Annotated in this window: 9 protein-coding genes; 3 read left to right on the forward strand and 6 right to left on the reverse strand. The window is 64.4% G+C overall.

Features of this window, described 5'->3' with window-relative positions:
* Nucleotides 1-43 precede the first annotated feature (43 nt).
* Nucleotides 44-2,431 carry a Ti-type conjugative transfer relaxase TraA gene (traA, locus tag C0481_RS15580; protein ID WP_293405421.1) on the forward strand — a complete coding sequence of 796 codons (2,388 nt, stop codon included), beginning with the start codon at nucleotides 44-46 and terminating at the stop codon, nucleotides 2,429-2,431.
* Nucleotides 2,428-3,102 carry a DUF6118 family protein gene (locus tag C0481_RS15585; RefSeq protein ID WP_293405423.1) on the forward strand — a complete coding sequence of 225 codons (675 nt, stop codon included), beginning with the start codon at nucleotides 2,428-2,430 and terminating at the stop codon, nucleotides 3,100-3,102. Before traA ends, C0481_RS15585 begins: the two co-directional genes overlap by 4 nt.
* 324 nt (nucleotides 3,103-3,426) lie before the next feature.
* On the opposite strand, the gene C0481_RS15590 is transcribed toward C0481_RS15585, so the two are convergent.
* From C0481_RS15590 to brxC, 5 genes are all read right to left on the reverse strand, one after another.
* Nucleotides 3,427-3,969 carry a hypothetical protein gene (locus C0481_RS15590; RefSeq protein ID WP_293405425.1) on the reverse strand — a complete coding sequence of 181 codons (543 nt, stop codon included), beginning with the start codon at nucleotides 3,967-3,969 and terminating at the stop codon, nucleotides 3,427-3,429.
* A gap of 130 nt (nucleotides 3,970-4,099) precedes the next feature.
* Nucleotides 4,100-6,145 (reverse strand): BREX system Lon protease-like protein BrxL, encoded by a 2,046-nt coding sequence (brxL, locus tag C0481_RS15595; protein ID WP_293405427.1) that lies wholly within the window; start codon nucleotides 6,143-6,145, stop codon nucleotides 4,100-4,102.
* A gap of 3 nt (nucleotides 6,146-6,148) precedes the next feature.
* Complete coding sequence (pglZ, locus tag C0481_RS15600) at nucleotides 6,149-8,404, reverse strand: BREX-1 system phosphatase PglZ type B (RefSeq protein WP_293405429.1); 2,256 nt, start codon at nucleotides 8,402-8,404, stop codon at nucleotides 6,149-6,151.
* Nucleotides 8,401-11,763, reverse strand: a complete 3,363-nt coding sequence (locus C0481_RS15605) for a hypothetical protein (protein ID WP_293405431.1) — start codon at nucleotides 11,761-11,763, stop codon at nucleotides 8,401-8,403. The genes pglZ and C0481_RS15605 overlap by 4 nt, the downstream gene beginning before the upstream one ends.
* A gap of 5 nt (nucleotides 11,764-11,768) precedes the next feature.
* Nucleotides 11,769-15,188: a BREX system P-loop protein BrxC gene (brxC, locus tag C0481_RS15610; protein ID WP_293405433.1), complete on the reverse strand. Its 3,420-nt coding sequence runs from the start codon at nucleotides 15,186-15,188 to the stop codon at nucleotides 11,769-11,771.
* A 262-nt stretch (nucleotides 15,189-15,450) separates the two neighbouring features.
* Here brxC and C0481_RS15615 point away from each other — a divergent pair, with 262 nt between their 5' ends.
* Nucleotides 15,451-15,600, forward strand: coding sequence for a hypothetical protein (locus C0481_RS15615; protein ID WP_293405435.1), 150 nt, complete (start codon nucleotides 15,451-15,453; stop codon nucleotides 15,598-15,600).
* Nucleotides 15,601-15,751: 151 nt separating this feature from the next.
* Here the strand turns inward: C0481_RS15615 and C0481_RS15620 are convergent, their stop codons facing one another.
* Complete coding sequence (locus tag C0481_RS15620) at nucleotides 15,752-16,438, reverse strand: hypothetical protein (RefSeq protein ID WP_293405437.1); 687 nt, start codon at nucleotides 16,436-16,438, stop codon at nucleotides 15,752-15,754.
* Nucleotides 16,439-16,452 lie beyond the last annotated feature (14 nt).

The following is a 16,452-nucleotide window of genomic DNA, read 5'->3' on the forward strand; positions in this document are numbered from 1 at the left end:
CGCTTATACGTCGTGTCGACGTTGCGCTTCGCAGGATCGAGGCATGGCGATCTACCATTTCGCAGCCAAGGTGATCAGCCGCGGGAAGGGCTCCAGCGCCGTCGCTGCGGCGGCCTACAGATCGGCCTCACGGCTCTACGACGAGCGCATCGAGCGCACGCACAATTTCACCAACAAGGCTGGCGTCGTTCACTCCGAGATCCTGCTGCCGGAGGGCGCGCCCGAGCGATGGGCCGATCGCGCAACCCTGTGGAATGAAGCCGAGGCTGCCGAGCTTCGGAAAGACGCGCAGCTGGCCCGCGAAGTTGAGTTCGCCCTGCCCCGGGAAATGCCTCAGCGAGAGGCCGTCGAACTGGCGCGCTCCTTCGTCCAGCGGGAGTTCGTCTCCAAGGGGATGGTCGCCGATCTGAACGTCCACTGGGACATCGGCAAAGACGGTCAGCCCAAGCCGCATGCGCACGTGATGCTGACGCTGCGCGAAGCGGGCCCGGATGGCTTTGGCGCAAAGGTTCGCGACTGGAACAGGACCAATGCGCTCGGCAATTGGCGGCAGGCCTGGAGTGCAGACGTCAATCGGCGTCTGAAGCAGCTCGGTATCGAGGCGCAGGTCGATCACCGCACGCTGAAAGCGCAGGGGATCGAACTCGAGCCGCAGTCGAAGATCGGCCCCGCCGCGGCGCGTAGGGAAGGTCGCGCCGAGTGGTCGGAGCGCGCCGAGGATCATCGCGCGATCGCGGCGCGCAATGGCGAGCGGATCATCGCCGAACCGAGGATCGCCCTGGACGCTATCGGGCGCCATCAGTCGACCTTCACCGACCATGACCTTGCCCGTTTCGTGCACCGCTACACAGACGGCAAGGAGCAGTTCGATGCGGCTTTGGCCGCAGTTCGCGGCAGCTCAGAGGTCGTGCGCCTTGGTCGCGACGGAGTTGGGCGTGAGCGCTTCACCAGTCGCGAAATGCTCAGCGTCGAACAACGGATGGAAACGGCCGCGATGTCCTTGGGGCGCGCACGCTCGCATGGCGTGGGTGAGGGCGCGCGCGAGCGCGCGCTACGGCTGGCTGAACGGGGCGGCCTGAAGCTCTCGAACGAGCAGTCGGACGCCTTCCGCCACGTGACTGAACGGCGTGGGCTATCGATCGTCATCGGCTACGCCGGCACCGGCAAGAGCGCGATGCTCGGTGTGGCGAAAACGGCGTGGGAGGCCAGCGGCTACCAAGTCCGAGGGGCCGCGCTCTCCGGAATGGCGGCTGAGAACCTTGAAGCAGGGGCCGGCATAGCATCGCGCACACTCGCAAGCTTCGAGCATGCGTGGGAGCAGGGCAGAGACGTTCTCACCTGTAGGGACGTGCTCGTGATCGACGAGGCGGGCCTGATCGGCTCGCGTCAGATGGAACGCATCCTTGGTAAGGCCGAGGTCGCCGGCGCCAAGGTGGTCCTGGTCGGCGATCCTGAGCAGCTGCAGGCAATTGAAGCGGGCGCAGCGTTCAGAGCGATCGCTGAGCGCCAAGGCTCGGTCGAACTGACGCAAGTTCGTCGTCAGCAGGTCGACTGGCAGCGCGCCGCCACCCGCTTGCTGGCGACTGAGCGCACCGGCCAAGCGCTCGGCGCCTACCACGCGTCAGGCATGGTGCATGCGCACCTTGATGCAGGGGCTGCCACGAGAGCTCTTGTTGAAGGCTGGGACAGAGCGCGCGTCGAGCACCCGAGGGCGAGCCAGGTCATGCTCGCCTATCGGCGCATCGACGTCGCCGCGCTCAACGGACTTGCCAGGGAGCGGATGCGGGATGGCGGGTTGCTCGGGGAAGACCGCGCCATAGAAACGGCCAGCGGCGAGCGAAAATTCGCGGTCGGAGATCGCGTGATGTTCCTGCGAAACGAGCGATCGCTGGGGGTCAAGAACGGCACGCTGGGAGAACTGCGAGCCATCGGGGAGGGCGGGTTTCTGGTCCGGCTCGATGGCGGCCGTGACGTCGTATTCGACCTCAAGAACTATAACCACCTCGACCACGGCTATGCCTCGACCATTCACAAGTCGCAGGGCGTGACGGTCGATCGAGCACACGTACTAGCGAGCGCACATATGGACCGCCACGCGACCTATGTGGCGCTGTCGCGCCACCGGCTAGAGGTATCGATTCACTACGATCGCGAGACATTCATCGACCGGAGAGCGCTGGAGAGCGTGCTGAGTCGGGAGCGGGCAAAGGACACCACGCTCGACTATGCGGAGCGCCGCGGGGTCACTTCGCCCACACAAAAGGGAGGCGGGATCTTCGCGAGCTTCAGGCCGCGTCCGCAACAGGCCGAGTTAGCGCCCCGTGAGGCGCAAATCCCTCGTGGCCGCGAAGCTGGGCCGGTTAATCCGCTCCAGCAGGCCCTCGAGCTACCCGGGCTTGGCAAGGGCCGAGGGAAGGAGCTCGAACTATGAACGAAGATGCGGAAGAGGCATTCGATTCGCTTCGAGGTGAGGTGGCGCTGCTGCGGCGAGCAATTGAGGGCTTCATGGCCGACCCAGTGAAGATCCCACCGGAAGTCTCCCGTCAGATGCGAGCGCAGTCGGCAGAGCTTGCGCGGCTGGCGGAAGAGACCCAGCGCCTGGCCGGAAGTCCTGCTCTGGACATGACCCTTGAGGAGCATAAACGCCAGATTGAGACGCTTGTCGGAAGCATCGCGGAGGGGGCGCGTGCGCCGTGGAACAAGACCTTAGCGGATCTTCGAGCCGTTGGAGCTGAGTTCGCTCGATATGGAGAGAGAGCGAGGGATCAAGATCTGCAGCGCCAACAGCTCGTTTACGCGGCCATCAGCGGTGCTGTAGCCGCGCTAGCAGCGTGGGTCGTTCTATCGGGGCCGATTGCAAGGGCTCTTCCTGCGAAGTGGTTCATTGCCGAGCGCATGGCGGCCGCGACGCTTGACCAGGACCGATGGGCGGCCGGCCAAAGGCTCATGGGGACCGCAAATCAGGAAGCGTGGAGTACGTGGTTGATAGCGTTCGACCTGTACACTCTTAACGATGTGGCGCTCTCGAGATGCGCCAGGCGTAATTCCGCTGGATTGATCGCGAGGCGGTGCGAAATCGAACTGCCTCGTTCAATGTCCTGATGGCACCGTCTGCTCGGGGCTCGAAGCCGAAGTTCGGATGGTCCGCTCTCGGGTAGAGCGGCTTCGGCATACAAGTAACATCGGCCAATGGCCGGACCTGACCCTTAGCTCACCTTTGGATGATCTGCTCCAGGTGCCGCCTGATGACCGCGTGGGCCACACCACTAAGATGCCCCGATCCTGCGACCGTCTTCTGGCCGAGTTCATTAAGGCCGCCCCGATCCAATTCCTTGACGAGATAACCTGCGAACTCACCGGCCAGGAAATGTACGTGCCGGGCATCCATGCCGGCAGCCTGCTTAGTCCAAGTTCCTAGCCGCTTGGCTAGGCGAGCGCGAAAGAACCCGTAACGTTCGGCATCGCAGCCTTTTCGACGTTCTGCCAGGTGAACTCGACCTCCAGCTTGAAGTCCAACGCCTCGGCGAACTTATGGGCCTGCTTCCAGGCGCCGTTGGCGTCCTGTCCTTGGATGGAGACGCCGACCTCGGGCAGAAACTTGTAGCCGTTGTCATCCTTCTTGCCGGCCACGGCCGGCACGACCATCAGCGCAAGCACCTGATCTGCCGTCAACCCTTGCTTCGCCGCTTCGCGCGCGCAAGCGTACATCAGGTAATTCCAGTAGGTCTCGTTCTTCGGAAAGGTCTTGCCGTTGAGCTTGATCAGCTTGGGCGTCGTATGATGAAGGTTAGGCGGCGCGGCGGGGTTGAAGTTCCGCGAACTACTGGACGCGGCTGCGGGCGGATGATTGCCCTGCTCTAGAGCGTCAACGGCCCGCGCAATCACCGTCTCGATGCTGTCCACCAGCGGAACAGCATGGGCCTGGAGGCGGGCGAAGAGGTTGTCCGAGAGCGTAACGTCGTGGGGCATGGTGCGCCCTCCACAGGGAGCGGCTTGCCCAGCGCAAGTTATATCCCTATGGGGTATTCATATCTCTGGGATACGCTCCCGTCCATATGGATAGTATGAACATATAGGCATATGGCGGCCCGCTTCGGGGCTATAAGGTTGTCAGCGCCTTCCGCAACACGTCCCGTGCATCGGCGTAGAAGAGAACCTGCACTCGGGTAGCTAGATCGTCCGACAGTTCCGCCAGGGCGCGGCGGCACGACACGGGGAGCAGGATGGCCTCCGCTCCTCGTTCGAATGCCCGCTCCACGAGGTCTGTCGCATTGTGGATCGGCTCCAGCGATCCACCGAGCGTGAGGTGGCCGGCAATGATCGTTCCACCGCGGATGGAGCGCCCGAGCATTGCGGAAGCCAAGGCAGTGAGAACCGCCACACTGGTGTGTGAGCCAGACCTGGCGGCGTCCAAGGCCCTCAGTTGGATGGTGAACTCGCGCTCGCGAGGGTTCCGTTCCCCCACAAGATCGCGGGCACGGGCAACGAGGTTCTGACTGGCCACATTGACCGCCTCCCGGAAGGCCGGGGGCGTCGGCTGATTGAGGATGCGGACGCCGGAGCCCGACTGCTCCGTAACTTCGATCCGGTAGAGACCCGGACCGTCATCGGCACCGAGGCCGAGTGACCAGACCTGGCCAGGCGGTAAGGGGTCGGTTCCGATCCCATCGTCGCCGCCTACCTCTTGCGTGGCGACGAAGGTCTCCACGCCGTCCAAGCCTAAGGTGTAGCTGAATTGAGTGTTGCGGAACTCCGCCGAGCCGATCCGCTTCTGCTGCTCCTTCACTCGACGTCGAACCTCCAGCGCCAGGCGCACGGCCCACTCCAGCGTCTCATCGCTCGGCCGGTCGGCCGGGTCGGGGTGGATCAGTTTGAGCAGGCCAGAGACCGTCTTGTTGACGGCGTTTTGGTCGCGGCCGGAGAGCGCGCCGCCGAACCGAACGCGATCCTGCATCGCGCTAACGCGGCTCTGCGAGCGCAGCCGGGAAAAGAACTCGGCAAGGACATCGCTGACCAGCCCGAAGTGCTCCGTGAACAAGTCACGATGGACCTTCGGCAGGTCCCATCCCGGCAGATAGGCATGGATGCGATCCATGAAGGCGGTGTCATCCCGCATCTCGGGCGGCAAAGGTCCGAAGAGATGGCCAACACGCTGCTGATGGGCGACGTCCACGTCGAAGTTGCCCACCAGGACGATGCCGCCATCGGCGCGGATGCTCTCGCGTCCTCGCGAGAACTCGCCAGATTCCATGTAGCCCTTCATGATGTTCACGCCGTCCTTCTGGTCGAAGGAAACGCCTGACACCTCATCGAAGCAGACCACGTCATACTGGCACACGAGGCCGCGCTGACCATTCGCCATGTTGACGAACATTCGCGCCACCGTGGCCTTACCGCCGGAGATCAGATGCGCGTAGGGCGAGACCTGTTGGAACAAGTGGCTCTTGCCAGTTCCCCGCGGTCCCAGCTCCACCATGTTGTAGTTACGCTCGACGAACGGGACCATGCGCAGAAGCATCATGTCCCGCGCGCGAGGCGTCAGCGCCTCCGGCTCAAGGCCGACGCTCCGCAGCAGGAGCGCCTTCCATTCTTCCACGGTGAACCTGGCTCGGCCTCCGACGATGTCGTCGAGTATGCTGAGATTGGAGAGTTGGATTTCCCGGATGGACAGGACTTCAAACGGTCGTCCGCCCTTCTCTTGCGCAATCGAGGCGTCGTAGCCGAGTTCCAGTTCGGCATAGAAGCCGCCGGTCAGCATCCGCTCATGCTTGCGGACAAGGTCGTCGGCGATCCGAACGTCAGTCAGGCGCAGGCTTGGCAGCGTCGCCAGGTAGCTATCCGTCTTCGCGTCCAGACGCGCCGTCACCAATTCTATGAGCCTGACCGAGCCCTTCTCGCGGGCGCGGGCCTTGAAAAGCTCCTCCTCGCCGGCCCGAACAGTTCGGTCCCCAAGCTGGGACTGCACTAGTGCCAGGCCCTCTTCGATCTCCGCCGGATCGGTCGAGGCGCAGTAACGGCCGAGCATGAACTCGACGACGTAGGTCGGCACCGGAAATTGTCCGCGGAACCGTCGCACCAAGTCCTTGCGGACCAAATGCCCCGGAAAGGCGCTCTCGGCCTTTCGGTCCAACGCATCAAGGTCCAAGCTCTAACCCCCGACCGTTACCGACGTACGCGCCAATATACGGCCGTCGTCGCTCAGCACGACCAAAACTGCCGCCTGACCTTCGTAGTTGTCCGGTACGGGCGCGGCCCCCCTTCCTTCGTCATCCAACCTGCGGGGTTCAGACAATAGGCCCTCGGCGGAAACATCATTGGGCATACGGAGGTCGAACCGAAGATCGTTTGCTCCCGATGCCTTCAAGCGCACCCACAGCCCCCGCCACTCCACGCTCGTGATCTCCACCGCGCGCGCGACGGCCAAAGGCTCGATATCGATGACCGGGATAACGCACTCCTGGGGGCTGACACCGCCGTGCGCGTACTCGTAGCCTGCGTAGAATGAGGAGAGGCCCGGCGCCATCGCTAGACGGACGTCAGGGTTCCAGCTCCAAGCAGCTTGGGCGTGGTTGGTGGTCGCTCCCGGTTTCAGGCGCGCATAACGGGTGCGCTTCTCGTCAGGCTGCGACAGCCCTGCCCCCAGTTCGGCCTTGGGGAGGCCGCCCGCCATCAGCAACCAACCGTGATCCGTGACGACCCGCACCCTTCGGCCTGAAAGCGCCAGGCGAAGGATGCATTGGGCGGCGTCCTCGATGCCCTGACCGAGTTGAGTGGCGAGCCGGGCGCCGAGCTTGTGGCCGTCGTCATCGAAGTTGCCGGTTTCGATCCAGAGGCGCCCCGCAGCCTCCTCTTCAAACGCGAAGCCACGCTCCTTCATCAGGCGCCTGAGCGTCGCGTGGTCGGCGACCTTTCCGTCCCCCGATCTCGGTAGCGCGTCCTCCGCGCCGCCTGCGCCGCTGAGCAGGTCCGCGACTGGACTAACGAGCGGTTTACAGCACGCTGTCGTTGTTGGGAAACCGCTCCAGCGCCAGCCTAGTTGGGCTCGCGCACCAAGCGCCTCAAGGCGGCCCACCAGGCGCTGAGCCAGGTCGAACCGCAGCCCATCCACAAACACCACAGCACTGATGTCTGTGGAGGGGAGTTCAACGTTTCCGAACGGCACCTCGCCGCGGGCGCTCAGTGCCTGCAACGCGTTGCAGCCCTCTTCCACCCACGGCCGATAGACCGCCTGTAGAGCCGCCGTCACCGCAGCACGCTCGGTCTCACCCGGCGCCGACGCCAATGCCATCAGCGCGGCTCCATCGATCGCAGCGCCATGCTGGACGTGGTGTTTCGCAAGGCTGGCGGCGTCCGCATGAGGCCAAGCTGGCGCATTGGCGACACCCGCGAGGCCCGCCAATGCACACGCCAGCGGCGCCTCACCCCGCCTCGCCCAAATACTATCCCGGCGAAACCTGTGTGCCGCCTCCAACTCAGCGATGCGTTCTGCCGCCTTGGGCGCTGAAAGAGAAGAAAGGCCGAGCAGCTCCGCGCGTAGTTGAGCTTCAGCTCGTTCGTTCACCGCTGGGAAGTTGGCGTTTTGCTCGAATAGGCCGCCAGGCGCATCGGCCCCCTTCAAGGCGCCGATCACATGGCTGTAGCCTTCGCCCGTACCGGCCTGAAACCGGTTCCAGACGGGGGCCCAGCCGTCCGCCGCACCAGCCAGGAAGCGAGCGGCCTCGTCAGGCGGCCGCTCGCGCGGATCGAAGCCAAGCTCCTTAGCGGCGCGCACCGCGAACGCCTTGAAGCGGGCCGCATCGACCTCGGGCGACAGACGACCCTCAATCCACTCCAGCATGTCAGCGACCACGTCCGGTGCGCACAAGGCGTGGAGCGCTTCAGCGTCGAAATGGCGAGCAAGGGTCTCGGTTGGCCGCGCGAAGAGGTGTGGCGCCGCTAGGGCCAGGGCCTCCTTGGCGTCGGCGCCATCCGCGATGCTGAGCCGCAAGGGACCGCGTTCGGCGGTCAGAAAGGCGCGGAGGCTCCAGTCCTTGCCGTTCACATGCCCGAAGAACGCGCCGGCCACCGCCAGCCAAGCCAATGGCTCTAGAACCTCAGGACAGCTCCCCGCGGCCCGAAGCGCTTCCCGGCCCACGTTGGGCAACCACAAGATGGGAGGCGGTTCGCCCGCTGCCTCGGCCCGCTCGGTCACCAGCCGTAGAGCGAAGGCCGGCGCCGTCTGAGTTGCGGGATCGTGGCCGCCCAGGCTGTGCAATCTGAGGAGGCGCGCCCGCAACATGGGCATTACCGGACCAAAGCTCGCGTCAGGATCGCACCAGACCACGGCCTCAGGGCGAGCCTGAACATCCGGGTCATAGCGACCCGCGACCTCCAGCGCCTCAATGAGGGCGTCGAGCGGCGTCACGCTGCGCCGACCTTGCCGCTCGCCGCCTCCCGTGCAGCCTGCTTCTCGGCCAAGGTCGTATGGCGGTCGTTGTTGCGCTCGCCCTTCTCGAGCGGGAACCACGGCGCCGAGGCGACGTCCTTGCCACGGTCGACGCCCCACTTGATGCCCTTGGGGACGGGCTCGCGCAGCACGCCAGCCTCCACCCAAGGCCGAATGTTGAGGCGGACGCCATCGTCCAAGTCCGGGTTCCAGCCGACTGGTTGCTCCTCCAGCGCCTTCCAGCGGACGAAGATGTCGTAGGGTGCCTCGCCTCCGAGGATCGCCTCCAGCTTCTGCTTCAGCATCTTGGCGGCCTCGACCCGGCGCTCATCCTTTTCGGCTTCGCGGCGAGCGATCCAAGCGCCGAGAAGGGTGTAGGTCAGCTTCTGTAGGGCGGCATGGTCGAGCCGGTGGTAGTGCAGGAAGGCCGAGAAGCCGTCCTGCTGGCCGTCCCAGACTTGCCAGAGGAACGGGCGATTGTGAAACAACGCGCTGTGCTGGCGGAAGGCGCGGTCGCGCAGCCAGCCCTCCAGCGAAAGGTCCTTGCCCGCCTTCTTTTCGATCCGCTCGTCCGCCTCTCGCACGAGGCGCGCCTCGTCGCAGCCGGGGATGGCGACCTTCAGGTAATCGCGGAGCCGGTCGGCCAGCGGGCGCTCTGGGCCCACGGCGACTACCGGAAGGAGACCATCGGCGTCAGCTCCAGGCAGGTCGGCGGCTTTGGCGATCCATTCGCCCGCCTCGGCCGAAAGCCGGATGTCGAGGTTGCTCTCCGCCGGCCAGCGGTAGCCAGCGAGCCGCGACAGCGCGACGTGGAGTTGCGTGCCGATTTCCGCCTGGGCGGGGTGGCCGTGGAACAGCCACTGGGTCGGATCGTCCGTATAGGGAGCAGGAAGGCCTGTTGGATATCTGAGGCTAGCCTCTTGCCTCCACCTCTCCAAGTCGAATGGAACCCGAACAAATGTATCGTCGGTAACGCTGGTCTTCGGATTAAGCCGTCGAACCGCAACCGGAAATTCCTCGCTCGCGCAGAAGGCGCTCACTGCCGCGTGAACATCGTCTGATTTCGGAACAATGACCGAGCAGTTGTTGTCAAAGGCGGTCCCCTCATATGAGGTTGTTGAAAGATATCTCATCCCCGAGACAACTATTCCTAGCTTTCCCCATGCATCCAATCCGCGCAGCCACGCGCCGACATTGCCGTCGAGACGCTCGTTCACAAAGTCCTTCAACGCGCTGTCCCAGCGCACAACGCCACTCATTCCGGAATGCACTTTACCCGGCTCCGCCGCGCTCTGTTGGAACACCCAAGGGCCGCTCCCCCCCATGATGATTTCCCAGAAATTGCGCTGAAACCTCGGTCCATCGCCTGTTACAAGGCCATTGAAGACAGTGGCGTGTTTGGCAAGCGGCTCCCCTTCGGACAAGCCTGAGCTAGATATGCGGGCGCCTGGGTTCTTTGCTTGATCGACTTGGTCAAAAATCCCGCCGTCAACGCGGAACAGACGGGCAATCTTCTCTTCTCTAACCGGAACATTGGTTAGATCGAACATCACGTGATTTGCTCGCACATCAGGGATGCTCTTCGTCGTTATCGACAGAGTGGCCTTCGGCCCCCGCTGCCCAAATGCTTCCCAAGCCTCCTCTCCAAGGAACGCGAGGACGTTCAAGGTTAGCTTGGACAGGAGATTTGATCTAAATTTCAAGAACGTAGGGAGAAAGCACCATTCTTGCTTACTCACTATCGCGGAGCTGCCCCCGTTCTCAAGGAGAGAACTAGATCGCTCGAGGAAAGCAACGCAAAGGTCAGCCTTGGAATTGGGGAGGCGATCTCGCAATAGACTGAATAGGCTGGCGCTGTAGTTCCCCTGCCCGAGGAAGGGGGGATTAGTCGACACAAGCGTAAAGCGCTGACTGAGGATCGAAGCTGCGTCGGCCATGCCGCGAGCCGCGACAGCTCCTTCCGCTCTTTCCGGCTCCGCTGCGCGGGTCTTCTCGACAAGGCGATCCAGCAGTGGCTCCAGTTGGCCGAGCCGCTGCGGGCTCATCAAATCTCCGCCCGTAGGCTCGATCAGGCTACCCAGGAGTGGTGCCTGGGCAAAGAGGTCGTGCAACCCAGCAAGCGCGTGGCGGAGCTCATCGTCCCCATTTGCAAGCTCTAGAAACTGTCCTCGCTCCAAGGGCGGCGGCGCACCGACCCAGGCTATGTGGACTTGCTCGGAACTAAAGGGCTGGAAGCCACCAATTCTCCAGGCCGCTAGCGCCACGGCGAATGCAGCGATTTGAACGCAGCGACCGTCTAACTCCAAGCCAAACAGGTTGTTGCGCAGCACCGCCGCTACTGCCTCAGCGTCTGACAATCCTTCTTCTTCCGCTCGGAGAGCGGAGAGGATCGCGAGCATCTCAGTCAAAAAGTGGCCCGAGCCGCAGCACGGATCGAGGGCCCTAACTTCGGCAGCCGCGCGCGGCCAACCAGGAAAGGACCCGGCAGCGGGACGCCAGCGGCCATCCTCGCCCTCGCGCACGAAACGCAGCATGTCGAACTCGTAGCCCGGCGGGGACACCGCCGCCCGCAGCGTCGCCTCATCCGCCGCGCTAACTGCCAGGTCGGGCCGCGCCGCCAGCACCTTGCCGGCGCACCAAGCCCCCAGCGTGTTGTGCAGCAGGAACTTCACCATATACGGCTCGGTGAAGAGTTGAGTTACGGCCGGCAGTTCCCGCGCCCCAATCTTGCCGCCGGCCTTGTTGACCCGTTCCTTCTCTAGCGCGCGCCAGAATTGATAGGTCCAACCGAGGGCGTCATCCGCCTGAAAGGTCTCGACATCGAGACCTAACACCAGCTTGCGTAGCGCTTGCTCGTGCTCGGGCGCCAAGGTCAGAGCCAGGACGGGGTCGTCCGGCTGAAAGACCGCAGGAAGCATCTTCGCCGCGTAGGCTTCCGCGGCCGACCAGCCGTCGATGTAGCCTTCTTCGACGGCCAACTCCTCGGCCTCTTCAAGCGTCACAGGGACGCCATGCTGAGGATGCCGAAGCAGGTTTCGCTCGGCCAGAAACCGAGCGAACAGCCGCCGGTGCCATTGGGCATAGGCCGCCGCCTCAACCAGATGATCGACGGTGTGGCCACCATCCAAGTTCTTGATGTCGCCCAGCGCGCGAGCATGGGCGCGCAGTCGCCGCCGCGCCGCCTTCTCATCATCGCCGAGATGACCTGGGGCGACCGCCTCAGCCACGCCCAGCCGCTCGATGGCGGCGGTCACGCCCTCCTCAGCGATCTCGCGCGCTTTCTTGATGTCCCGCTCCAGCGCGCGGCGCAGGGACGTGGCTAGGAAACGATCGGTCATGGCACTCAAATCTCGGGAATGACGGGGCTATCGTCGCCCAAGACGGCGACCAGGCGCTCACGCACCGTCGCGAGCCAGGTGTCCAGCTCAGCCGTGTTCTTGATGAGACCACCCGGCAGCTTCACCGACCTGGCCTTTGGCTCCAATTCGGCAGCCGCCTCCGCTAAGGCGTCCCCAATGAGGGCAGGCAGCGCTTTGCTGGCGTGTTGCCAAGCCTCAAGGCTGCGGCGTTCGAGGGCCTCAGCAACGGCCTCCGGCGTGTCGACCTTAGGGCGCTCGGCTTCAAGGAGCCCTGTCCGCAACCGGATGTCGTGCTTTTGATCCGCTGTGAGGCGGCCCCACAGCCCGTCGTCGTGCAGACGCGCCTGGCCCGCAGCCCATGCGGCCTCCCACGCGGTCCACGCCTCGTTCAAGCGCAGGCGCAGGCTCTCGGCTGCGCCTTGCACGAGTGGCGCTACAGGGTCCGGATCGGCCAGCAATGCGCGGGTGGTGCGAACAGCGTCCAGTGCGCTTTCCTGATCCGTGGCCCCTAGACGCACGAGACGCTCAGCCAGCCGCCAGCGTGGGAGGCGCTCCGAAATCTTGCGCTCCGCGCTCCGCCAGGCCGTCAGCCGCTCCGTGAGCGTTGGCGCGGCCTCGGCCAACTTGACCAGCAGGTCCGCCCCGACGAGCGTCCGCAACGCCGCGCCGTTTGGAATGACGTCGGCGGCTGGTGCGGGCGCGTCACCGCCAGATGAACGCGCAGCGCCTTCAAGCGCGGTCAACAGAGCCGGTAGAGCGGCGACCTCAGAATTGGTCTCATACGGAACGCCGGCGGCATCGAGCAGCTTCCGAACGGCCATCTTTTGGGACGCCGTCGCGACGACCGTCTCTGCTCGGAACGTGGTTCCCGGCAACTTCTGACGCGGCGAGCCGGCAGGATCGGCGGGACGACCATCCTCGCCTGTGGCCCGCACGCGGCCGGCTGTCGAGAGCACGAGCAGCGAGGCGTCGATGGCGTCTTGCGGCCAACCGAACGGGGCGGCCTGGAACTTGGAACGTATGTCACGTCCCGTGCGGCCGGGGCCGAGGTCGGCAAGGATCGTCTTGGCGACGGGATGGGCCTCAGGCTCGCCGGTATGGTCGACGGCCTTGAGAGCGTCGGGCTCCTTGCGGGAGGCGCGCGTGAAGGCCGTTCCCCACGCCGGATGATCCGCTTCCTCGAACCGAGGGTAGAGACGCGCTGCCGAACGGAGGGCAGCGGCCTTAACGGCCTCCGCCGGCGCTCCGCCGACCTCCGTTCCTCCCGCCTGCAGCACCTTGGCCTTAGCTACCGCGGCCTTGGCGATGTCTCTAACGGTCTGCTCGGCCTGATGGAGCCGGTTCTCCATAGCAGCCCGCGCTTCACCAGCATCTTCAGTTGCGCCAACGCCCTTCGCCGCCAGCACAGCCTCCGCAGCCAGCCGAGTTTCCAGGGCCTGGCGGAGTTCCGCAGCCTGGGTCTCCGCAATGAGCAGGTGTATTGCGGGATCGGTGGTCGCGGCGGACTTGATCGCCGCTTCGGCTGCCGTGAGGTCTTCAGCGTAGCCGTTGTGGATGCGGAGTGGCACCCCGTCAGCTGGCGCGGGCTGATCGGCGGTCAGCCGATGGATGTCGCGCTTAGCAGCGGCCCGACCCTGGTTGACTGAACCGGCGCCGGACAGCGCCAGACCGAGAGCTTTGTCGATGGCTTCATTGCGGCCCCGCGAGACCGCGGCAGGGTCGTTGCTGGCTCTGCGCTTCTCGTCCCGGAAGGCGGCTTCCCATTCCGCGCTGGCCTTGGTCTGCAGGCGCCACTCGCCGCCCTCAACCTCCAGGATCGAGCCATCCTCAGCGAGTTCGGCCAGCAGGCTTGGCATGGCGCCGCGGAGTTCGGGCTCGCCCGCGAGGTCTTCGATCATGAGATCGGCCAGGATCTCCGCCTTGGCCCGGACGCCGTGACGTTCAGCGTCCCCGGAGATGCGGTTCAGCATGTAGATCAGCATGAGGATGCGGGCCTTCTGCTGGTCACGCGGCGAACCGGCCCGAAGCTTCTCGATCCGTTCGTTGGTCTCGCGCGGCAGGAAGTTGCCCTTCACCGCGTCATCGCTGATCCGTTCATAGAGGAAGTCCGCCGGTGCAGCGTGACCGAGCGGGCGATCCGCGTAGCGTTGGGCGGCGGCCAACGTGCTGTGAAGCTGGCCGCGCAGGTTGCCCTTCAGACCCTGCTGATCCAACTCGGCCAGGATGGCGTGCCACACCCGACGTCGCGAAGGCAGCAGCGGCCAATCCGCCACTGCGGCGTCGTTGTCCTCCACCGTATGGGCGAACCGGCTGCCGTCCAGGTGGCGGCTGATCTCGCCGGCATGGCTATCCAGCATCGCTTTGATCTTGGGACCGGCCTCCGGCCTCTTCTGCAGGACGGTCCGGCGAACCACCGTGTCGATATCGCTGTCGCCCAGGGCGACCGTGACCGGGAACCGACCCAGGAGCTTCTGCAGGTCAGGGATGTCGTTCAGGGCCTGCTGGCCCGTCGCCACCACCAGGAGCTTACCGTCGAAGGCGCTCGATAGCCGTTCGACCATGGTTTGGACCTTCAGGGTCTGGCCCGGATCGTTGTTGATGAACTGCTGGACCTCATCGAGCATCAGCAAGGTCAGCGGGAGCTTCTCTCGGCCGGACATGAGCGCGCGCCGCACGAGCCGCTCCAGGTCATCGTCGCTGATCGAACTGACCGCCGGGAAGCTGTGCTTCAGCCGGTCCCGTAGCTCCGCCTCGTCTTTGCCTAGGCTCGGCTTCGCCGCCAGCACCGCGTCTGCAAAGCGCGACGAGAGCACGGCTCGCCGAATATCCGCATTGAAGGTGGCTCCCAACTTCGACCGCACCTCGTCAAGGATGCCTTCATCCTCAAGCCAGAACGCGATCTCAGCCTCGCGCGGGGTCTCCGGAAGCCCAACACCTCTGAGGATAATGCCCAGCGCCACCGTGGCGGGATCGGCATGGCTACCCGGCATGGACCCGCCAGCGGCAAAGAGGCCGCCATTGCGCTTTCCCGCCGCCTTCAACTCGGTGAGCGCTGCCACCACCGGCGCCGGCTTGTGCTGGATGAGGCCCTCGGCCGTTGCGCCGTCTTCAAACTGCACGTTGGTCCACAATGCGGCCAGCATGGCGGCTAGGTGGGACTTCCCGGACCCATAGAAGCCGGAGACCCAAACGGCCGGCGCCGTGCCCTTTCCGACACCCCCGAGAAAGGCTTCTAGGATGCGGGTCAGACCCTCGGCGTAGCGGCCGTCACACACAAACGTCGAAAGCTCACCCCGCAAGACCTGCTGCATCTCAGGAGGGCTCGGCACTACGAGCTTGGCCACGCCTTGGTTGGCCAGGCGGTATTGCGCCGGGTCGGTGTGGAAGACTTCTTTGTTGAGCACAGGCGCGCCTTCGAGAGCTAGAGGAGCCTCAAGCAGGCTCAGATGGGATCGGGACGGCGTGGTAGTTCCAGCCTGGCCGGGCATCGAGAAGCCGGTAACCCGTTCCCTCGTACCGCCCTGCAAAGGACAGCATGAGTCGCCCTTTTACCGACGCCTCAGCTCTCGCAACAACTTTGGAGAGACTAGCCAATCCAAACAGCGCTCCACACCGCCGCATCCCGACCAGATCGTTTGGGCCAGCTGCGTCAAGAACGGTCGTAAGGTGCTCGACTACGTGATCTTCAAACTCCGGGAGGATGGAGCCAAGTTCGTCCGGTTGCGCCATTACGGCGTCGCGGAGTTCGTGCGCCGCCAGCCACCGACCAAAAAGCAAACCGGCATCCAAGCTGTGCCAACCGTGTCCGGCTCTTGACGTCTCTTGCTCGAACACCGGCCATTGGCCGGCTACACGAAGCTCAAGGGTTCGGTCGTACCAAAGTATCCACACCCGACCAGACGCGGGCACGTCACCGCGCCAGGGCAAACTCACCTGCCGTCGGAACGCTTTCACGAGAGAGTCGAAGCTATGCAAAATCAGCCGTCAGATCGGGCGAAACCTTGAGTTCAAAGACCGCGCCGGCATGACGAGCACGGACCAGGCCCCGCCCCTGCGCCCGGCGCAGCAAGCCTAGCCGCTCCTCTTCTCCGGCGTCCAGAACGGTGAGCCATGGAGAGGAGAGTATCCCAGGCCCTCCGAAGCCCGCGGCCTCTGCGATCAAGGCAGCAAAGGTGACCACTTCTGGCGTCGCCTCAACACGCTGCCGGACCTTGTTGCGCAAACCGTTAAGATGGCCGCTTTGGGTCCAGCTCGAAGCGCAATTTTGGGCCATGCTCTTGAGCATCGCTTGGCTGAACCTGTCAGGGTGTTTTGCCGCTATAGCATCAGCAAGAGCGGGCCACCTCACGCCATCGCCGAACCGCGCGTTAGTCACGGTATCGGCCGTGTCTCGGAACAAAGGGTCCCGGGCCAGTGCGCACAGCATCGCAAGTAAGGGCCGCCCCACCTGATCAGACTGCCAGAGCCTCGCCATCGCCCTTGTGATCGGAGGCGGTCTATTCAGGGCGTAGAGTTTGTTGAGGTTCGCCACCGCGCTGTCGCGGGCCGCATCCGAAGACTTCCCCAGGAGGTTTTCATCGACGATGAGCTTCTGCGCCGCTTCGACGCCGTGCTCCTCAACGGCCCGCAGAAATGCCCCTAGCTCAGCGAGCATGATTGTCTTCGATT

The sequence above is a fragment of the Phenylobacterium sp. genome, from assembly GCF_013822795.1.
Classification (GTDB): Bacteria; Pseudomonadota; Alphaproteobacteria; order Caulobacterales; family Caulobacteraceae; genus Phenylobacterium.